We start from the raw sequence: 19,365 nt of genomic DNA on the forward strand, positions 1-19,365 counted from the left end.
ATCGTGTCGTGCTGGACCGCCGACGTCGACGACGCTTACCCCCAAACGGTCTACCGGGTAGCCGGTATTGCCCCGGTGTCTAGTCTCGAGGAATGGCAGCACCCAGTCGCATCACGGCCGAGTTGATCGTCGAATGCTTGGAGAACGAAGGCGTCACCCACGTCTTCGGCATTCCTGGCGAGGAGAACATCAGGCTGGTCGACGCACTCTCGAGATCGTCGATCGAGTACGTGCTCACCCGGCACGAACAGGGTGCGTCGTTCATGGCCGAGGTCTACGGCCGGCTGACGGGTCGGGCCGGGGTGTGCTCGGCAACCCTGGGTCCCGGCGCCATCAACCTGCTACTTGGCGTCGCCGACGCCACCACCAATTCGACTCCGGTGCTTGCCCTTTCCGCGCAAGTGGGAATGCGGCGCAGCTACAAGGAATCCCATCAGGGCGTCGACCTGGTGTCGATGTTCGCACCGGTCACCAAGTGGTCGGCGCTGGTCGCGACGCCGGGCGCCGTACCAGAGATGGTGCGCAAGGCCTTCAAGCTCGCCCAGACCGAGCGCCCCGGCGCCGTCTACCTGGCCGTCCCGGAGGACGTCGAATCGGCCGACGCCCCGGAGGCAGCCGTCCCGCTGCGGGTCAACGTTCCCCGGCCAGACGACCCCTCGGCCACCCAGATTGCCCGCGCCGCCGACATTCTCAGGACCGCCCGCAATCCCGTGGTGCTCGCCGGCCACGGCGCGGCCCGCACCGATGCCTCCGCCGCGGTGCGCCGCTTCGCCGAGACGCTCGACATCCCGGTGGCCACCACGTTCCACGGCAAGGGCGTCATGCCCGACGACCATCCCCTGGCGCTGGGCGCGGTCGGCTTCATGCGGCACGACTACGTGAACTTCGGGTTCGACCAGGCCGACGTGATCGTGGCCGCGGGATACGAGCTCCAGGAGTTCGACCCGGTCCGCGTCAACCCCCGCGGCGACACGAAGATCATTCACATCCACCGCTTTCCGGCCGAGGTCGACGCCCACTACGACGTCGCCGTCGGCCTGCACGCCGACATCGGGCGCTGCCTCGACGAGCTGGCCGACGCCGTGCAGCGGGAGCACCCGCCGACGTCAGGGCAGGAGCGCATCAGGGAGCTGCTCACCAGGGAACTCGACGGCGGCCGGGACGACGACAGGTTCCCGCTCGCACCGGCGCGCATCGTCGCCGACACCAGGGCGGCGCTGGATCGCGAGGACATCGTGCTCGTCGACACCGGGGCGCTGAAGATGTGGATGGCACGGCTCTACCCGACCTACGAGCCCAACACGTGCCTGATCTCCAACGGCCTGTCCACCATGGCGTGGACGCTGCCCGGTGCGATTGCCGCGAAGATCGCGCGGCCCGAGGCCAAGGTGCTGGTGGCCACCGGCGACGGCTCGTTCCTGATGAACTCCCAGGAGATCGAGACGGCGCTGCGCGTCGGCACCCCCATCGTGATCCTCATCTGGGTCGACGACGCCTACGGACTGATCAGTTGGAAGATGGATCTGGAGATCGGCCACAACGTCGACACCCGGTTCGCCAATCCCGACTTCGTCGCCTACGCAGAGAGTTTCGGCGCCAAGGGTTACCGCATTGCGTCGGCCGGCGAGTTGCTGCCCACCCTCCGAGAGGCGCTGGCGGCCGACACGGTCAGCGTCATCGCCTGCCCGGTGGACTACAGCGTCAACAGCGCTCTCATCGAGTCGTTGGGCGAGCTGGACGAGTCCTGGTCATGATGCTCCGCACCAGATAGCAGACGGCGCTGGTCAGATAGAAACCCGCCACCAGCAGCAGCCACCGTGCGAGATACGGCTCCTGGGTGAGGCCGGTCGCCGCGGTGTAGGTGAAGGCGCCCTGCTCGATGATGCCGGGTAGGAACATCGCGAACGTCAACGCCGTTGCGAGGGTGGGCAATCGGAGATAGTTGACGATTGGCACCCGGCGTGTCGCGTCGACGGGTTCGGCGCGACGGCGGCCCTTGGGCAGGAGTCGCTCGACCAGTGCATACAGCGGGAACAGGATGAGGTCGTGGCCGATGACGGCCACGGCGAACCACACCGCGATCGACTGCCACCACACCCGGGGGTTGAACAACTGGTCGACCCCGAGCACCGAGATCGTGTACGCGCCGAGAGCCAGCGCGGCCACCAGGACGATGAGGTGCAGGACGTGGTCGCCGTAGAGACGCCTGAAGACGGTCATCACGACTCCCGGAATTCGATGGAGGCCACCCACTTCGTGCAGTGCACGCCGGGAAGCGCAGGCACGATGATCCTGGCCGGGTAGCCGTGATCCGGCGACAACTCCGCACCGTTCACCCGGAATGCCAGTAGCGCATCGGGATTGAGCACCTGGTTGCGCTGCAGTCGGGCACGGTTGAACGCCCCGAATCGCTCCAGGGAGGAGACCACCGCCGACCCCGGTGCCGGTCGCCCTGCCGCGGCGGCGAGGTCGGCGAGCCGCACGCCGGTCCACGTCTCGACGGTCGACCAACCCTCGACGCAGGCGATCGGCAGGTCGACGGTGTGCTGCGGCATCGCGGCCAATGCGGCGCGGTCGAGGACGACCGGTCGTTGGCCGCCGAGCAGTTGCAGACGCCACCGCTCACCGGTCAACCCCGGGTCGATTCGCGCGCTTGCCGCGGTCCGGTTGACCTGGAAGTCGTTGGGTCCGTCGCCGTAACTGCGGCCGCGCGGCAGCAGGATCGCGAACTGACGCGTCCACCCGCCGATGGTCTGCCCGGCGGTCAACACCGCCACCAACAGCGCGCCACCGCCGACGACCGCCAGAATCCCCCGGCGGCTCAGCGTTGGCGGGTCCGGGTCGGGCGCGACCAACCCGTCCTCGTCGAGAGGTTCTGGCACGGTGTCTTCCCGGGAGGTCCGCAGCTCGGCGACGAACGACCGGGAGCGAAGACTGCGAACCATCGTGGGCAGCTTGATCGCGACGTGCGAGACGAAACCCGCGATGAACACCCACGCGCCGAAGTAGTGCGCGGTGTAGAAGCTGAACCCGAAGATGTAGTCGTACTGGATGTTCAGCACGCCGGTGACGATTTCGAAGAGCACGCCGCCGACGATCATCAACAGCGAGATGCGCTCGAGCACGCTGGCCAGCGACCGGGCCGGTGGCCAGGTGAAGAGTCGCGGGATCACCGACCAGAGCTTGGCGAGCACCAGCGGGACCATGATCAACCCGAGTCCGACGTGCAGCCCCTGGTTCAGCCGGTACAGCCAACTGGGGTTGCTCGGCCAGTCGAATGAGGGCAGCTTGAGCCACCCCACGTCGCCGGGGATGGCCTGGCCGAACTTTGGGCCGTACGCGATGTAGGACAGCAAGCCAGTGACGATGACGATCGGCAGCACGACGAGCAGCGCGGAGGCGAAGACCGACGTCAGCCACGGACCGCGCAGCGGACTGCGCCATCGGATCCGGGACAGTCCTGGTGGCGGGTGTTCCTCGAGCGTCCGCCAGAGGCCGGCGGGAAACCCGCGGCGTGGGGGTTGGTCGCGATCGTCCACGTGTACCCATTCGTTGCCGTTGTCGGAGCGGATGTCGACGCTGACTCCACGTCTCAGTGTCACCTCGTCTCCGGTGCGTTACACGGCAATGCAAAATGGGCCGATGACTACCGCGAGACGTCGGCGGCCAGCGCCACCAGGATCTCGACGACGGCCGCAACGGCCGGACGGCTGGCCGCACCGGCGCGGGTCACGGCCTCGATGCGACGCGCAGCCCGCACGCCACTGAGCGGTTTACGCACCAGGTCGCGAACCCCCATGGCGTACCGCGGCATGAGCGCTATCCCGACCCCGGCGAGCACCAGCTCCTCGACGACGCGGAAGTCATTCACACGCTGGACTATTCGCGGCTGCACTTCCGACACCGCGGCCAGCGACCGCATCACGTCGTCGACCACCAGGCCGCCTTCGACGCCCACCCACGACTCCTCGGCCAGATCCCGCAGCGCCACCTCGTCCTGGCCTGCGAGGCGGTGTCCGGGCGGCAGCAGAACGTCGAAGGGTTCCCTCAGCAGCACGGTGGTGTCCAACCGCGGGCTCAGTTGCGCGGTGTCGCGCGCGTCGCGGTGTACCACCACGACGTCGGCGTCAGCCAGCAGCGCGGGCGCGTTGGCCGCGGGCTGGTCGAGGTCGCGGCCGAGCACCTCCACACCCATCTCTGCGGCGCGAGTGATGAGGCCCGCCAAGAGCATTGCCGCCCCCGACGGGAACATCACCACCCGGACGGTGCCGCGGGGCGTCGTCCGGTAACCATCCATGTCCGCGTGCGCGCGATCCAGCGCAGCGAGCACCTCGTCGGTCCGCGCGACGAGGGTGCGGCCCGCATCGGTGAGCCGGACCCGCCGCCCGTCGGGCTCGAGCAATGGCACCCCGGCCTCGCGCTGCAGGATCTTGAGCTGCTGGGAGACCGCCGACGGTGTCAGCGACATCGCCAGGGCCACCGCGTTCACGGTGCCGCGTTCGGCGAGTTCCCGCAGCAAACGCAGGCGCTCCACATCCATGTAGAAATACTACTCAATATCTGAAGATTGTTTCGCTTGTCTACCGAGACACGCCCGCTCACGATTGACCTCGTGAATCCCACGACGAACCAGCGCACCGTCGACCTCGCCCTGCTCGCGGTCGCCGTCGCATGGGGATCGAGCTACCTCGCCGCGAAGGACACCGTCACCGGTGACGGTGTATTCGGCTTCTTGGCAATGAGATTCGGCCTTGCCGTGGCCGGTCTCGCCCTCGTCGTGGCACCGCGACTGCGCGGGCTCACGCGCACCGAGGTGGCATGGGGCGCGGTGTTCGGCACGATCCTCAGCGTGATCCTGGCGCTCGAGACGTTCGGGGTCACCAAGACCTCCGCCGCCAACGCCGGTCTCATCATCTCGTTGACGATCGTCATCACCCCGCTTCTCGACCGACGCGTCGACGTCCCCCGCCTGCCAGCCACGTTCTACTGCGCCGTCGCCGTGGCGGTGGCCGGCGTCGGCCTCCTCACCCAGCGCGGCGGCTTCGCCGCGCCGAGCCTCGGTGACTTCTTGATGCTGCTCGCGGCCGCAGCACGTTCGGTGCACGTCATCGTGATCTCACGGGCGTCCGCGGGCCGCAAGCTCGACCCGGCGCGGACGACACTGGTCCAATTCGTCTTTGCCCTGGCGGTTTTCGTCATCATGTCGGCGACGACCGAACGCGGTGTGGTCGAAGTCGCCGCCCACCTGACCGCGCGCTCCTGGATCCTGGTGCTCTACTTGGCGCTGACGTGCACGGTCTTCGCGTTCGTCATCCAGATGTGGGCCGCGCGCCGCACGTCCGCCGCCCGGGTGAGCGTGCTGCTCGGCACCGAACCGCTGTGGGCGGCCGCGATCGGAGTCGTCGTCGGAGGCGATCGGGTGACGTTGGTCGGCGTGGTCGGCGCCGTGCTGATCCTGGCTGGCACCTACCTGGCCAGAACCGTCGAGGGTCAGTCCGACCGCGCCGACCACGCCGCCGCCGACGCGATGGCGCCCACCGCGGCGCGTAGCTCGTCGTCGAGTTCGTCGCCGACCACCGTGCCGATCGCCGCCGCCGCGCGTTCGGTCGACGTCCCGGATGCCGATGGGCGAGCCTCCTCGGCTGCCAACGCACCGAGCTCGGCGAGCTCGACCACTTCGGCGTCGATCTCCAGCCGTTGAAGGTTCGCGCGCAACTGAACGGCAGCAGGTGAGGTTTCGACCTTCAGCCGCCGCCGAACCGACCGCAACGGCACCACCACATCGCGATGCCAGTCACCAACCCGCGCCAGCGCGGCGACAAGCCCTGCGTCGGTGAGGCTTTCGGCACGCGCCGCGCCGACATACGCGGCGAACAACACCACGTTCACGTCGACGTCGAGGCGGTCCTGCAGGGTCAGGCACGCAGCGGACACCCCGTCGGCGGCGTAGACCGCCAACGCGAAGTCGCTCAGGGAGTCCGACACGCCTACTTCGCCGTCAGCATGACGTACTGGGCGGACAGTTGCTGGTGCACGTCGGCCAGCTGCCCGCTGCGAGCCTCGATCGCGTACCGGCCGGCGGGCGCCACACAGTAGAACGCCTGCGTCAACGCGTAGCAGTGACTGTCGGGCAGGGCCGTGACCGTGTCGGCAATCGCCATCCCGTCCGACGTCATCTCCTGACTGAACGCGTTGGTGATCATGACCGCCGCACCGTCGTCCTTGGTCTGGTAGACGTTCGTGCTGCCCATCGCGACCTGGGTGGTGCCGGTGTCGGAGAACAGCGTCGCCGACGCCACCGGGTTGCTCTGGAAGTGCTCCGCTCCCCTGGTGGCGTACACCGCGTTCTTCGCGGCCTCGGCGACGCCGGCAGGCAGGGTCCTGGCCAGCAGCCCGGTCGGATCCAGGGGAACGGCGGCGAGATCGCCTGCGGGCACGAACGCGTCGATCGCCGGCCCCTGGGCGTCGACCGCCTTGGCCACCAGGCCGGTTGCACGGTCGACGCCGTCGACGGACTGAACGAAGTGCATGAACACGTAGGGGCCGTGGGGAGTGAAGGAACGCACGGTGGCCCTTGTTTGAGCGGCGCCGCTCGGCGTGAACGGATAGGTCGAGGCGACGGCGTCGGGATGGCCGGGGATGGTCACCAGCGTCGGGGTGATCCCCTTGACGGGTTGTCTCGCCGCGGCCTCACCCATCGCGGTACTGGCCGCCACCGCGGCCGCCGGATCCGGGAAGCGCAGCACGGCGTTCACCATCGCCTCGCGGCCGGCGTCCTGGTCGGGCGCTTCGGCCGGAACCTGCCGGGCCGATGCGAACCCGTTGATCATCCCGGCCTGGTCCGCCGCGGTCGCGACTCCCTCCGGGCCCAGCTGCTTCAAGGCGTTCGCGGAGTTCAACACGTAGTAGCTGTTGAGATAGGTGCCGACGAGCTTCTCGTCGACCTCCCAGGGACCGATGACGAAGTCGGCCATGTGCTGGGCGTCGGCCACCGCGCCGGTGGCCGGGTTCCCCGCGACGCCGAGCGGCGGACGCGGCGACGTCGGATAGGCGCCCGCGTCGAGCACCGACGGGCTGATGACGGGCCGCGGCGTCGACGTGGTCGGCGCGCTCGAACTCGTCTCGGCACTGGCGCCCGTGCCCTCATCGGCATGCCCACATCCGACGACGATCAGCGCGCAGGCCGCCGTCGCGCCCACCTTCAGGCTGCGCCGCATCAAGACTCCCGTCGCCGACGTGATTGGTCGTATCAACCTAGTGGGCCGCCATCCCAGAGACGTCGGCACCGCGACGCGAATCGCCGGACCTCGACTGCACCGCAGTACCGGAACGAACGGCCCGTTTTCAAGATCGTTTCATACTTCGTTCGCTGCAGGCCTCGCAAAAACCATCATTCGAAGGTCGGCTGAGTAGCTCTCGGCAACATCCCTGAGCCGTGGCGTCCCACACCGAAACGCCGCTTACCGATTGGTGACGTCCTCGGCACAGCCAAGCATCTAGGTGCCGAGTCGCGGCCAGCGCCGCCCCCGAAAGGCGCGGTGCACGTGGCTCTACCTGGAATTTCTGATTAGAAGCAGGTCTTCGACGTTTTTTGCGACATCCGCCGTCGGGCTCGATCCCGATTGTCCGCAGGCTTTTCAGCCCGCCACAAGCCCGGCCGCACCGGTGTCCAAACAAAGATCGGCTAACGATGTGAGCGCCGATTTGTCGCAAACGCAGATTCCGTCATCGAGTTTGCTTGTGCATATCGCCGGATGGGTGCACGATTGGAACCGTCGCCCGTACACGAGTCCGCTCGGTGCTTCGGAGACAAGGGCCGGCCCAATCCCTGCCGCCCCGACAATGGACATACGCGAGCAGGGTATTTCGAAGGTAGGCGACCACATCAATGCGAACCCGAACACCACCCGGTCCGAACATCATCACGTGCGGTGGGAACTCGAGCAGGTGATGACCCGGGTGCGTCCCGAGGACCTGTCAGCGACCGAGATCGCCGCTCTCCTGGCGATATTGCGACCCGCCCACGCTCGAGTCGTCGGCGGCCCAGCCAGCCGGCCAGGACTGCGAATCCTGAGATCCGAGCACCCGGCGCCGAAGCTCGCTTAGCAGTGAATCAACCGACACCCTGCTGAGGTCACCGGTGAGCGTCGTCAGTTCCACGACACCGAGCTCGTCGCGCTCGAGGTAGCCGGCGGCAACCAACGCTTCAACGGGCGAGCGTCCGTAGGCCCGCGCCAGGGCGACGACCGCCTCTGCCCGCGGGGTGGTGGCACCTCGTTGCCAGCGGGAAATGCTGGATTGGTCGATTCCCGTGGTCTCGGCGATGTCCTTTTGCGCGGCACCGGCGGTCACGGTGAGCACGTACTGCCACCACGTCGACTCCGCCATCGAGTCAATGTATCCCCTACGCGGCCCGACGACTTGTCCGCAAACGAATTGATGACGAAATTCGTTAGCTCCGTCACTTGTTTCTATTGCAGGCACGCACGCATATCGGTATGCTGACATGCAGAAGCACTTAGCGAAACGAGGCGACACAGTGTTTGCGACACCGGTCGCGACCGTCATCAGAGATGACGCGTCACCCGCAGAAAAGCCAAGATCATGGCTCTATCGAGCCGCCCAAAGGGGAGAATTCACGTGAAGAAGAGCTCGCAGTATTCGGTAGCCACCAGCATCGCCATCGCCGGCGCTGGTGCCGCACTCGCTTGCGGCGCCGGTCTCGCGCAGGCTGCGCCTGTGCTAAGCCAGTCACCGTCACCGGCTATCAGCACGGGATGCCCCGTACTGCCGGCGCAGTGTGCGCCCTCGGGCGACAGTTTGTTCGGCGCAAGGACCCTTCTGACGACGAACCTGCCCACTTCCCCAAGGATGGCGGCAGCGTTCATCGGACCGGTTCAGTTCACCCCGCTGTACCAGGTCATCAACCTGGTCGGCCTGGTGCCGATCGTCAACATCTTCGTGTCCAACGGCACCAACGGCGGAGTCGGGACCGGCGTCAACGGCGGTAACGCCGGATTGCTCTTCGGTTACGGCGGCACCGGCGGATCCGGCGCGGTCGGTCAGGCGGGCGGCACCGGCGGCAAGGGCGGCCTGTTCTTCGGTTCGGGCGGCTCCGGCGGCACGGGCGGCCTTGGCGCGGTGGGCGGCAACGGCGGCAACGCCGGCACGCTCGTGATCTTCGGAAATGGCGGCGCTGGCGGCACCGGTGGCGCGGGAGCTGCCGGCGGCAACGGCGGCAACGCCGGGGTGTTCGCCCTGCTCGGCAGCGGCGGCGCGGGCGGCGCGGGCGGCACCAGCGCGAATGGTGGCAACGGCGGTAACGCCGGACTGCTGGCCCTGTTCGGCCACGGCGGCGCGGGCGGCGTCGGTGGAGCCGGGACGGACGGCACACCCGGCACCTCGGCAACCGGCGGCGCAGCAGCCGACGGCACCACCGGCTCCAACGGCACGACCGTCGGTTCCGACGGCGCGGACGGCGTCAACCCGGCACCCTCCGGCGCGGCCGGAGTCGAGGGCCAGGCCGGCGCAGCTGGCACGGTCACCGGCGGCAACGGTCTGCCAGGAACCACCGGAAATCCGGGTGGCGCGGGCGGTGCAGGCGGCGCGGTCGCCGGTACGGCACCTGTCGCCACCGGCGGTGACGGCGCGATAGGCGCCCCCGGTACCGACGGCGCCAACGGTGGTGCAGGTGGTGCAGGCGGCGCGGCGAACACCACCGGCGCAGGCGGTACGGCAGTCGGCGGAAACGGAGCCGACGGCGGTAACGGTGGAACCGGCGCGACCGACGGCGGCGCGGGCGGTGCCGGCGGTGCCGGTGTCAGCACCAGCGGCGTCGGAACGGGCGGAAACGGCGGCACCGGCGGCGACGGCGGCACCGGCGCGGCAGGCCAAGCCGGCGGCGCGGGCAGCGCAGGCGGAGCCGGTACGGCCGGCGCCAACGGCACCACAGCCGGCGGCGCGGGAACGTCCGGAACCGCGGCAGGTACGGGCGGTAACGGCGGAACCGGCGGTCTGTTCGGCAGCGGCGGTGCGGCAGGCAACGGCGGCACGGGCGGCAACGGCGGATCCGGTGGAACCGGCCAGGCCGGCGGCAACGGCGGCAGCGGCGGTACCGGAGCGACGGGCGGCAACGGCGGCAACGGGGCTGCAGGCGGCAACGGCGGATCCGGTGGCGCCGGTGGCGCGGGCACGGGTGCAGGCGGAACCGGTGTGGGTGGCCAGGGCGGTGCCGGTGGATCCGGTGCTACGGGCGGCTCAGGCGGTGCAGCGGGTGCCGGCGGTGCGGGCGGAACGGGTGGTGCCGGTGGAACGGGCGCCAGCGGTGGCGCGGGCGGCGGCGCCGGCTCGGGCGGCGGTGCGGGTACCGCGGGTAGCGGTGGCATCTTCGGCGGATCCGGACACAGCGGAAGTACCGGTTCGAACGGTACGGCCGGCAGCACCGGAGCCACCGGAGCCACTGGCAGCACCGGCAGCACAGGTGCCAGCGGAAGCGGCGGCAGCGCCGGAGCCAGCGGTGCAGGTGGCAACGCGGGAGCGAACGGGGCCGACGGAGCCTCTTCGTAATCACTGATGACCGCGGCGCATACGCGCCGTGAAACGCCTGGGGGCGTCGGCCACGGCCGACGTCCCCAGCCGCGTCTCTACCCGTGGCCCTGGCTAGCGTGTCGACATGAACTCCTTCGCCTCACGCGTCGCGTCCACCGCTGTGGGCGTCGCGCTAGTTCTGACGGCCACCCCGATCCCGGCCAGTGCCGACGGGCCGAGCCCTCTCTTCGCTCTCGTCGACGCCGCCGCGCAACGTTTGCAGACAGCCGATCCGGTGGCGGCCTCCAAGTGGACGACGGGTGGGCCGATCGAGGACCGCGCCCGTGAACAACAGGTGATCGACGCGGTGACCGCACAGGCCAGCCAGCACGGCGTCGACGACGGCTACGTGCAGAGGGTGTTCCGCGACCAGATCAGTGCAACGGTCGGCGTCGAATACGGCCGCTTCAGCGAGTGGAAGCTCGACCCCGCCAGCGCTCCGGCCACCGCGCCGAACCTGTCGGAGTCTCGCACCACGATCGACGGGCTCAACCGCACGATGGTCGACGAGATTGCGGCGCAATGGAATTCACTGCATTCACCAAGTTGCGTCACCGATCTCGAGGCCGCCAGGAATGCCGTGGTCGACGCCAGGGGCCTGGACGCGCTGTACCAACGCGGGCTGATGTTCGCGACCGGGTCCTACTGCCAGTAGACCGTCCGATGTCGCCCCGGTGAACACCGCGTTGACCTCGGACGACGTCGCATATCACGGCCGACGACCGATTAGGCGTTCGGGGTAGGAACGGTCTACTGTTGCCCGCGGTCCGTCGTCCGACACAGGAAATCTCTCATGCCTCTTCAGCCCACCTTGCGCCGCGCGCACACCCCTTTCGGCTCTCGAAGGCAGCATGGCATCGCGCCTCGGGTCAACTGCCCCACGGTCGGTCAGAGCTTCGACATCGAGATCAGCCTCGACATCGACGGCTGGTTGGTCCAGATTCCCGAGATCGGTGGCGTGACACACGCGCGTCGGCGTGCGACGGTCGAGCTGGCCGCACGGGAGTGCATCTCGGCGATGACCGGCATTCCGATCGGTTACGTGTCCGTCTTCGTCACGCGTGAGACCGTCGGCGCCGAATAGTTCTTCCGCTACCTGACGGACACCCACCTGCCGTCACGGCTGCTCAGCGCGACGGCGTCCCCGATGAGCGACTGCTCCACACCGTCGTCGAAAGTCGGATAGTCGGGCAGTGCGGGAGGTCCGCCCGTGGCGATGGCCGCGTACACGGTGCGATGAAAGGCCTTGAACGCGTCCGGATACCCCTGAGCATGTCCGGCTGGATAGTCGTTGACGAGGCCCGCCTGCGTGCTCGTCGAGCCGCTCCCGCGCAGCAGGAGCTGATTCGCCTCGTCCCTGTGCCCTACCCACATCTCCTCCGGGTTCTCGGAGTTCCAGTGCAGGGATGCCCTGGAACCGCTGACCTCCACGGACAGCCGGGCCTTTCGCCCCGGCGACACCTGCGACAGGGCTAGCACCCCCCGCGCGCCGCCGTCGAAGCGGAGAAGAATGCCTGCCATGTCCTCCGTGTCGATCGTCTTCGCCTCGGTGGGACCGCCGACCGCCGCGGAGAAGGTCGCCTGGGGCCCGTCGAGGGGCCGATGCCGGGTCGGAATCGCCGTCGTGAGATCCGCCATCACCGCCTCAACCCTCTGACCGGTGACGAAGCTCGCGAGATCCAACCAGTGCGACCCGATGTCGCCGACTGCGCGCAGCGATCCTCCGAGCGCCGGGTCGAGCCGCCAGTTCCAGTCGGTGTCCTTGGCCAGCCAGTCCTGGAGGAAGGCGCCGGTGAGTAGCCTGACCGCCCCCACGTCGCCGGACTCGACGCGTGCGCGGGCCTCCTGACAGTGCGGGTAGAAGCGATTGATGAAGCAGACCGCATGGACGACCGCGGATGCATCGGCGACGTCACGCAATTCGATTGCCTGGACTGAGGTCATCGCGAGCGGCTTCTCGCAGATGACGTGTTTGCCCGCCCGCAGCGCGGCGAGGACCTGCTCGTGGTGCAGGTGGTTCGGCGAGCAGATGTGTACGACGTCCACGCGATCGTCGTCGAGTACGTCATCAAAGCTGTTGTACGGGAGGGGAAGTCCAGCCGACGCCGCCTGCTCGGTGGCGCGCTCCGGCGAAGAGCCGACGACTCCGATGATGGGTACTCCAAGCCGGCGCAGCGACTCGGCGTGAGTCGACGCCATGAAGCCCGTGCCGACGATGGCCGCCCCGGTCATGCGCGGAACAGAAATCGCTCGACCTTGCCCAACCGGAGAACCACCGCGAATGCCACTGCGACGACGGCGATGAAGAATGCCGAAACCGCCCCCAGGGCAGGCGAGATCGCGCCACGCAGACCCGAATAGATGAAGACGGGCAACGTTTGGTTGTCGATCGTCGTCAATACCTGGCTCAGCACGAAGTCGGTGATGCTCAGCACGAAGACCACCAGCGCCCCGGTGACGATGCCGGGCGCCAACAGTGGCAGCCGGACGAACAGCATCTGCTCGACGGGATCGGCTCCCATCGTCGCCGCGGCGGGCAGCAGCTCGGCGTCGAGGTCCTCGAGGGCGGCGAGAATCGTCCACAGCATGAACGGAAACGACGTCACGGCGATGGCCAGCGCGACAGCGGTGAGGTTGTGTCCGATGCCAATTCGGCTGTATACGTCGAAGTAGGCAAAGGCCGACACAATCGTCGGCGAGCTAAGCCCCAGGGACAGCAACACCGTGAAGAGCGCCTTGGCGTGGCTACCAACCCGTGGCAGCACCAGGGCGGCGGGCACCCCGCAGAGCAGGTTGATCAACACGCTCGCGATCGCGACGTACAAGCTGTTGCCGAGCGCCGTCCAGACCGCGCCGTTGCCGAACATCGCGGTGTACCAGTGAGTCGTGAAGCCGCGGGGCGGAAAGGTCAGCACCTCACCCTCGGAGAAGGACGCCGCGAGCACCAGCATCGTCGGGACCAGGAGCGGCACCAGTGCGCAGCCCGTCACCACACTGGCGACCCGCAGTCGCCTCACCGCGAACGCCCCCGTCGCGTCCGCCCGAGTAGCAGAATCATCGCGGTCCCGACGCTGACGATCACCAGCAGCAGGATCCCGATCGCGGCGCCCTGGGGCGGATTCCCCAGTGCCAGATAGCGATTCTGGAGGAAGTTCGAGACGAAGTTCTTCAGCCCGAGCCCGAGGATGGCCGGGTCGGCGAAGGCTGCCATCGCAAGTGCGAAGCTGGTGGCGAACGCCGCCACGATTCCGGTGCGCAACTGCGGCAGTGTTACCCGCAGGAAGACGGCCCGCGGCGTTGCGCCGAGTGTCATTGCGGCCGAACCTAGTTCGGGATCTAATCGCAGCACGGCAGGCAGCAGCACGACCACAGTCGCGGGCAACAGTGTCTGGACCATGCCGAGGCCGATCGCCCACAGCGAGCCGATCAGGTGTGGGGCACCCAGCCCCAGGTGGGCGGTGACCCACTCCAGCGGACCGCCCGTGCCGATGGTCACCAGCAGTCCGTAGGTCCTGGTGATGTCGCCGGTCAACAGCGGCACGAACATTCCGATGAGCAGCGTCAGGCGAACCCAGCGCCTGCTGCTCCGCGTCATCGTCATGGTGTACGGCAGCCCGATCGCGACCGCCACGACCGGCGTCACCACTGCCATCAGAAGCGTCCGCAGCATGACGGAGTGAAACGCAGGATCGGTGAGCAGGGTGGTGTACTGCGTCAGAGACCAGCCCCCCTGCACCGCCAGGAAGCTGTCGTAGGCGTGCAGACTCCGCCACGCCAGCGCCCCGAGGCCCACCACCAACGAGCCGACCAGGAGCAAGGCGGGTACCAGCAGGAGTACCCGTCGAACGCGGACGGCCACGATCCGCGCCGTGAAGCGCCTGACACTGACCAGCGCATCCACGATCCGCCAACCCGGCGCGGACGCACACGACGGCAGCTGACTCCACTCCAGAAGCACGGATCGCGAATGCACGATCAACCGCCCGCGACGATCGGCACGTCGTCGGAATTCCATGCCACGACGACGCGTTCGTCGACCTCATGGGGTGGGACAACCTCACGGGCAGGTACGTGGACCGACGCCGTGACGCCGCAGTCCAGCCGGACCTGGTAGAAGGTTCCGTTGCCGTCGAAGGCACAGAACGCGACCTCACCCGGCAACTCGTTGTCGAACGAGTGCGTCGCCTCGCTTGCATCGAGCAAGTGCAGCCGCTCGGGGCGCATGACCGCTACCACCGCACCAAGTGGCGCTGCGAGTGGCACCGCCAGTTCGACACCCGATGTGGCCAGCGTGCGCGCACCGTCAGTCTCGGTGACATGACCTTCGAGTAGCAGCGGGTCACCAAGGAACCCGGCGACGAAGGCAGTGTCGGGGTGCGCGTAGAGCTCCGGCCCGGTGCCGCATTGGACGACGCGCCCGCCGTCCATCACCGCAACGCGGTCGCTCACCACCAGCGCTTCCCGCTGGTCGTGCGTCACGTTGACGATCGTCACCCCCAGCTCCCGATGAATGCGGGTGAGCTCCAACTGCATCGTCTCGCGCAGCCGGCGGTCAAGCGCCGAGAGGGGTTCGTCGAGGAGCAGGATGCGCGGTTGGTAGACCAGAGCCCGTGCGAGAGCCACCCGCTGGCGTTGGCCGCCACTGAGTTCGCCGATGTTGCGCGACTGAAGATTTGGCAGCTGAACCAGATCCAACGCGTTCCGTACCCGCTGCTCCCTTTCCCTCCTGGCGACTCTGCGCATGCGGAGCGGGAAGGCGATGTTCTCGCCGACGTTCAGATGCGGAAAGAGGGCCAACGATTGGAACACCACGCCGAGATTCCGCTCGTAGGCGGGCCTCCCGGTCATCGGAACCCCGTCGATCAAGAGCTCACCACCATCGGCGTCGAGCAAGCCCGCAATGATCCGCAACAGTGTGGTCTTGCCCGATCCGGACGGTCCGAGCAACGTGAAGAACTCGCCGTCCCGAATCTCGAGTGCGACGTCGTCGAGGACCGTCATGCCCTCGTAGGTCTTCGTGACGTGCTCGAGTCGGATTGCCGGCGGGGACGCGACTGCCGGGTGCCGCGTGGCATCCATGATGGAGCCCACGCTAGCCGATGGCATTGTCGAAGGCCTTCTGCCAGGCCTCGTCATTCTTGGCCATCAGTGGGATCGGAGCGAGAATTGCGTTGTCCGCCTTGAGATCAGCTGGCGAGCGTGGGAACACCGTGGGATCCTCACTCATGTAGGACGGGATCTTGGCCTCGGGGTTCACTGGCACGAATCCCAACTTGTCCGCGATTGCCGACTGCACAGCGGGATCGAGGATGTAGTTCGCGAATACCTGGGCGTAGTACGCGTTGGCCTCGGGGATGCCCTTGTGGATGTAGTACGAATCGCCGACGACGTACAGCCCGTTCTTCGGCGCGACCATCTTGATGGGTGCGCCCGCAGCCAACGCACTGATACCCGTTCCCGTATTGCTGATCGCCACCTTCACCGACCCGTTGGTCAGCGCGGTCACGACGTCGGAGTTGGAGCCGAGCTGGGCCAGGTTCGGCTTGATGCCGGAGATGCGCTCCCAGACCGCGGCCATGCCATCGGGCGGGTTACTGGCTGGGTCCACTCCCATCGACTGCGCGAAGCCGAAGGCCGTACTCGAATAGATCGTGTCAATGGCAATGCTCTGCTTGAGATCTGGCTTCAGCAGGTCGTCCCACGTCGCCACCACACTGGGGTCGATCTTGTCGGTTCTGACGATGAACGGGACGGACAGGGTGTACGGATTGACGTAGTCCCAGGCGTCACCCTTGGTGTCGGCGGGCCGGGCGGTATCGGGCGTCACCTTCGCCATGTTGGGTGCCAGCGCGGGACTGATCGGGATGGTCCAGCCGCGTACGGCGTTGGTGTAGGCCCGCTGCTGGGCATTGAAGCTGGCGTCGACACTCGGCGCTTGTCCGGCACCGATCTCCTGGTTCAACTTGGCGTAACTCACCGCCTCGTCGGTGGTGTCCCAGACGACTGGGATCCCGGTGGCTTCAGTGAACGCCTTGGCGGCGGTATCGGCGTACACCTGCTGCTCGTCACCGCTCCAGATCCGGATGACCAACCGATCCGGCTTCGTCGTCGGTACGGCTGGAGCCGCCGAACTCGTCGAACCGTCCGCGTTCTCGTTGGTATCGCTGCTACAGGCAACGAAACCCGTGGCCGCCACGGCGCCGCAGACCGCGACAGCGATGACTCGTCTGATGTTCATCACGGTTCAAACCTCACTTTGGGTGGTGGTGGCCGCGTCGATGGGGCTCGGACTATCGGATCAGTGCGGGAGCAACTCGCTGGAGTCGAGGGGAATGAGTGGCGAGAGGAAGCGGTATCCAAGCACCAGTGCGTTCGGTTCCTTGCCAAGCATCTCGACGATGTCGGCTTCGCTATCTATCTTCGACATGGCGGATGCGGCGAAGACTTCGTCCTCGTGCTCGATGTCGAGGTTGCCCTCATAGCCGACGTCGGTCAGTGCGGTGATGACGCGCTTCCAGTCGATGACGCCCCAGCCCGGTGCGCGGAAACGCCACCAGCCGTTGCCGAAACCGGTGAGCTTGCCGATTGCCTGGCCGTAGAACCCCATGGTGGCGCGCTTGCGCTCGTCGATGTCGATGTCCTTGGCGTGGAAGTGCACGATGCGATCGCCAAAGTCCTTGATGGCCTGCACGTAATCGATGCCGAGGAACACCAGATGGGACGGGTCGATCTCGAGCCCGAGTGCCCGCGACGGCACTGCCTCGAACATGGCCGCCCAGATTTCAGGGCTGTACGCCATGTTCTCGCCGGTTCTCGTCTTGTGGTTGAGCATCGGGCAGTTCTCAATCCCAATGCGAACTCCGAGATCCTCTGCCTCACTGCAGAAGTCGGTGAAGGTTGCGGCAAATGGCTCCAGGCAGTCCTCGACCGACCACCCCGGCGTCTGCCCGGCGAAGGTGCACACCGTCGGAACGTCCATTCGATCCGCGAGCTCGAGCACCTTGCGGAAGTACCGCTTGTACTCGTCGGCCTCCCGCGAATCTGCAGCCAGGTAGTTCGGGTAGTAACCCAGCGCCGAGATCTCGATGTTGCGGGCATCGAGGTCGGCGCGAATCTCCTTGATCCGCTCGTCGGTCACCTCGTCGGCGTTGAGCGAGGATTGCGGCCACGCCGACAGCTCAAGTGATGTGAACCCCGTGGTCTCCGCGAATTGCGCGATCTCACTGGAGTAGTCGGTGTAGAAGCCGAGCCTCATGATCCTCCTTGCAGCGGTGGTCTTGCTGTTCGTCACGACGCTATGAGAACCTTCTGTCCATGTCTAGAACAACTTATGTCGGATCGTGACGAATCGAGTCGTGCCTCCGGTCCACCTCTCTGGGCTTCAACGACGCATCGTGTCGGAACTACTTACCAGGGGCCCACTTCCGCGTACGGACCTCGCTCAGCTTCTCGACGTCAGCCGCTCGCGCCTGTCGCCCGAAGTGAGTCAGCTGCTGACCAAGGAGATCGCGCGCGAAGAACCGGCGCCCGTCTCGACGGGTGGGCGCCGAGGATCGTGGTTGGTGCTGGGCAATGCCGACTTCGGATTGGTTGCGGGAGTGGACATCGACGCGGGCGGTGTCTCCCTGGTGCTCATTCAGCTTGACGGCGAGGTGGTGAGCCGACGGAACATCCACGACGCCTCTCCCTCGGAGCCCATTGCCACGCTTCGCGCGATCGATGCCGCATTGAAGTCCGAGGTCGGCAAGACCCGCAGCACCCTGCGCGCGGTCGGAGTCTCCATCGCCGCCGACATCGACGCATTGGGCCAGGTCTCCGACCCGCCTCCGACGATGCCTCAGTGGGCAGGCGTGGCAATCGGTGCACACTTCACCAAGCGCTTCGGAGTGCCTGCCCACGTCGAGAACGACGTGAACGTGCTGGCCATCGCCGAGGGCGCGCGCGGGGGCCCGGCTTCGGCTCACCACACATACGCGGTGGTCAAGGTAAGCAGCGGCGTCGGCTGCGGTCTGGTCGTCAACGGGACGCTGGCGCGTGGAAACGACGGCTACGCCGGCGACATCGGCCACGTGTGCATCGACCCGGCGAACGAGACGTTGTGCGCGTGCGGCAACCACGGCTGTCTGGAATCCGTCGTGTCGGCACCCGCCCTCGTCCGCGGCGCCGAGACACTGGCAGAAACCGGACAAAGCCCGGCGCTGGCGGCGATGGTCCGTGAACATGGCACTCTCACATTGGATCTCATCGGCGAAGCGGCCGCACAGCTGGAAGACCCGATGACCACGGCGATGCTCCGCGCGGCTGGCAGACAGGTGGGTTACGTCATCGCCAGCCTGGTCTCCATCCTGAATCCCAGCGCCGTCTTCGTGTCGACGGGTATTCGCGGGGCCGAGGACCTGGTACTCAGTGCCATCAGGCAGTGCGTCTATGAACGCGCCAGACCCGCTGCCACGCGAGGTCTCCTCATCGGGCCGTGCCAGTTCCGACGCCACGACGGTGCTGTCGCCGCCGCCGAGTTCGCCTGCCGGGGCATAGTCGCCTCGGGCTAGTGCTGTGCGTCAGTGTGTTGACTGGCAACACGAGTCACCCCGGCGAGCCCCTCGTAGAGCGACGTGCCGTGTCTTCCGCGGGTGGTTGGGGTTCGAATGGTGTGTACCACCACCATTCGGCACGTTCACCCAACGGGCCGCGACACGGTTTCACCGATGGGCGGGGTTGGGTTGGTGGCCGGGCCAATGATCCTGGGCTGAGCCGGTTGCCGTCGGCGTCGGTCACGAC

General features: G+C 67.3%; 17 protein-coding genes and 2 pseudogenes. 6 read left to right on the forward strand and 13 right to left on the reverse strand.

The genetic code is table 11. The features are described from left to right. The first annotated feature begins 92 nt into the window (after positions 1-92). Complete coding sequence (locus tag B1790_RS08495; RefSeq protein ID WP_079922775.1) at positions 93-1,754, forward strand: acetolactate synthase large subunit; 1,662 nt, start codon at positions 93-95, stop codon at positions 1,752-1,754. On the opposite strand, the gene B1790_RS08500 is transcribed toward B1790_RS08495, so the two are convergent. The 3 genes from B1790_RS08500 to B1790_RS08510 form a co-directional block, all read right to left on the reverse strand. Next, the gene (locus B1790_RS08500) at positions 1,714-2,220 is read right to left on the reverse strand and encodes a hypothetical protein (protein WP_079922776.1); all 507 of its coding nucleotides are present in this window, start codon (positions 2,218-2,220) and stop codon (positions 1,714-1,716) included. The two genes, B1790_RS08495 and B1790_RS08500, sit on opposite strands and share 41 nt — an antisense overlap. Next, a complete protein-coding gene (locus B1790_RS08505) occupies positions 2,220-3,458 on the reverse strand; it encodes a molybdopterin-dependent oxidoreductase (RefSeq protein WP_233165019.1) in 1,239 nt (412 codons plus the stop codon). Before B1790_RS08505 ends, B1790_RS08500 begins: the two co-directional genes overlap by 1 nt. A gap of 188 nt (positions 3,459-3,646) precedes the next feature. Next, positions 3,647-4,540, reverse strand: a complete 894-nt coding sequence (locus B1790_RS08510) for a LysR family transcriptional regulator (RefSeq protein ID WP_079922777.1) — start codon at positions 4,538-4,540, stop codon at positions 3,647-3,649. 72 nt (positions 4,541-4,612) lie between these two features. Here B1790_RS08510 and B1790_RS08515 point away from each other — a divergent pair, with 72 nt between their 5' ends. Next, positions 4,613-5,701 carry a DMT family transporter gene (locus tag B1790_RS08515; protein WP_198951950.1) on the forward strand — a complete coding sequence of 363 codons (1,089 nt, stop codon included), beginning with the start codon at positions 4,613-4,615 and terminating at the stop codon, positions 5,699-5,701. A gap of 8 nt (positions 5,702-5,709) precedes the next feature. Here the strand turns inward: B1790_RS08515 and B1790_RS35810 are convergent. The 3 genes and pseudogenes from B1790_RS35810 to B1790_RS08525 form a co-directional block, all read right to left on the reverse strand. Beyond that, positions 5,710-5,985: pseudogene (locus B1790_RS35810) on the reverse strand (TIGR02444 family protein); the annotation flags it as partial. 2 nt (positions 5,986-5,987) lie between these two features. After that, positions 5,988-7,217 (reverse strand): hypothetical protein, encoded by a 1,230-nt coding sequence (locus tag B1790_RS34635; protein ID WP_158083793.1) that lies wholly within the window; start codon positions 7,215-7,217, stop codon positions 5,988-5,990. 760 nt (positions 7,218-7,977) lie between these two features. Continuing rightward, on the reverse strand, positions 7,978-8,388 hold the full coding sequence (locus tag B1790_RS08525; protein WP_158083794.1) for a helix-turn-helix domain-containing protein: 411 nt from the start codon (positions 8,386-8,388) through the stop codon (positions 7,978-7,980). A gap of 483 nt (positions 8,389-8,871) precedes the next feature. Between B1790_RS08525 and B1790_RS08530 the strand changes: the two genes are divergently transcribed. From B1790_RS08530 to B1790_RS08540, 3 genes are all read left to right on the forward strand, one after another. Further along, a complete protein-coding gene (locus B1790_RS08530; protein ID WP_079922780.1) occupies positions 8,872-10,566 on the forward strand; it encodes a PGRS repeat-containing protein in 1,695 nt (564 codons plus the stop codon). Between the two features lie 106 nt (positions 10,567-10,672). Next, entirely contained in the window at positions 10,673-11,242 is a 570-nt protein-coding gene (locus tag B1790_RS08535) for a chorismate mutase (RefSeq protein WP_079922781.1), read from the forward strand. 201 nt (positions 11,243-11,443) lie between these two features. Beyond that, a complete protein-coding gene (locus tag B1790_RS08540; RefSeq protein WP_079922799.1) occupies positions 11,444-11,671 on the forward strand; it encodes a long chain fatty acid-CoA synthetase Faa4p in 228 nt (75 codons plus the stop codon). Between the two features lie 8 nt (positions 11,672-11,679). On the opposite strand, the gene B1790_RS08545 is transcribed toward B1790_RS08540, so the two are convergent. The 6 genes from B1790_RS08545 to B1790_RS08565 are packed head-to-tail and all read right to left on the reverse strand — an operon-like array spanning position 11,680 to position 17,878. Next, on the reverse strand, positions 11,680-12,819 hold the full coding sequence (locus B1790_RS08545) for a Gfo/Idh/MocA family protein (protein ID WP_079922782.1): 1,140 nt from the start codon (positions 12,817-12,819) through the stop codon (positions 11,680-11,682). Then, complete coding sequence (locus tag B1790_RS34195) at positions 12,816-13,604, reverse strand: ABC transporter permease (RefSeq protein WP_142271152.1); 789 nt, start codon at positions 13,602-13,604, stop codon at positions 12,816-12,818. Before B1790_RS34195 ends, B1790_RS08545 begins: the two co-directional genes overlap by 4 nt. Next, the gene (locus B1790_RS34200; protein ID WP_158083795.1) at positions 13,601-14,560 is read right to left on the reverse strand and encodes an ABC transporter permease; all 960 of its coding nucleotides are present in this window, start codon (positions 14,558-14,560) and stop codon (positions 13,601-13,603) included. Before B1790_RS34200 ends, B1790_RS34195 begins: the two co-directional genes overlap by 4 nt. A gap of 2 nt (positions 14,561-14,562) precedes the next feature. Then, a complete protein-coding gene (locus B1790_RS08555) occupies positions 14,563-15,666 on the reverse strand; it encodes an ABC transporter ATP-binding protein (protein ID WP_198951951.1) in 1,104 nt (367 codons plus the stop codon). A gap of 13 nt (positions 15,667-15,679) precedes the next feature. After that, positions 15,680-16,825: a PotD/PotF family extracellular solute-binding protein gene (locus B1790_RS08560; protein ID WP_142271156.1), complete on the reverse strand. Its 1,146-nt coding sequence runs from the start codon at positions 16,823-16,825 to the stop codon at positions 15,680-15,682. Positions 16,826-16,885: 60 nt separating this feature from the next. Beyond that, positions 16,886-17,878, reverse strand: a complete 993-nt coding sequence (locus B1790_RS08565) for a sugar phosphate isomerase/epimerase (RefSeq protein ID WP_142271158.1) — start codon at positions 17,876-17,878, stop codon at positions 16,886-16,888. A gap of 103 nt (positions 17,879-17,981) precedes the next feature. Between B1790_RS08565 and B1790_RS08570 the strand changes: the two genes are divergently transcribed. Further along, complete coding sequence (locus tag B1790_RS08570; protein ID WP_158083796.1) at positions 17,982-19,136, forward strand: ROK family protein; 1,155 nt, start codon at positions 17,982-17,984, stop codon at positions 19,134-19,136. Between the two features lie 34 nt (positions 19,137-19,170). On the opposite strand, the pseudogene B1790_RS35240 reads toward B1790_RS08570, so the two are convergent. Continuing rightward, positions 19,171-19,365: pseudogene (locus B1790_RS35240) on the reverse strand (hypothetical protein); the annotation flags it as partial.

The sequence above is a fragment of the Mycobacterium sp. AT1 genome (genome assembly GCF_002043095.1).
Lineage (GTDB): Bacteria > Actinomycetota > Actinomycetes > Mycobacteriales > Mycobacteriaceae > Mycobacterium.

Bases quoted from the DNA above. Each gene is read 5' to 3' on its own strand.
- B1790_RS08495 (WP_079922775.1), top strand. From the start codon at position 93: ATGGCAGCACCCAGTCGCATCACGGCCGAGTTGATCGTCGAATGCTTG.
- B1790_RS08500 (WP_079922776.1), bottom strand. From the start codon at position 2,220: ATGACCGTCTTCAGGCGTCTCTACGGCGACCACGTCCTGCACCTCATC.
- B1790_RS08510 (WP_079922777.1), bottom strand. From the start codon at position 4,540: ATGGATGTGGAGCGCCTGCGTTTGCTGCGGGAACTCGCCGAACGCGGC.
- B1790_RS34635 (WP_158083793.1), bottom strand. From the start codon at position 7,217: ATGCGGCGCAGCCTGAAGGTGGGCGCGACGGCGGCCTGCGCGCTGATC.
- B1790_RS08525 (WP_158083794.1), bottom strand. From the start codon at position 8,388: ATGGCGGAGTCGACGTGGTGGCAGTACGTGCTCACCGTGACCGCCGGT.
- B1790_RS08530 (WP_079922780.1), top strand. From the start codon at position 8,872: ATGGCGGCAGCGTTCATCGGACCGGTTCAGTTCACCCCGCTGTACCAG.
- B1790_RS08535 (WP_079922781.1), top strand. From the start codon at position 10,673: ATGAACTCCTTCGCCTCACGCGTCGCGTCCACCGCTGTGGGCGTCGCG.
- B1790_RS08545 (WP_079922782.1), bottom strand. From the start codon at position 12,819: ATGACCGGGGCGGCCATCGTCGGCACGGGCTTCATGGCGTCGACTCAC.
- B1790_RS08555 (WP_198951951.1), bottom strand. From the start codon at position 15,666: ATGGATGCCACGCGGCACCCGGCAGTCGCGTCCCCGCCGGCAATCCGA.
- B1790_RS08560 (WP_142271156.1), bottom strand. From the start codon at position 16,825: ATGAACATCAGACGAGTCATCGCTGTCGCGGTCTGCGGCGCCGTGGCG.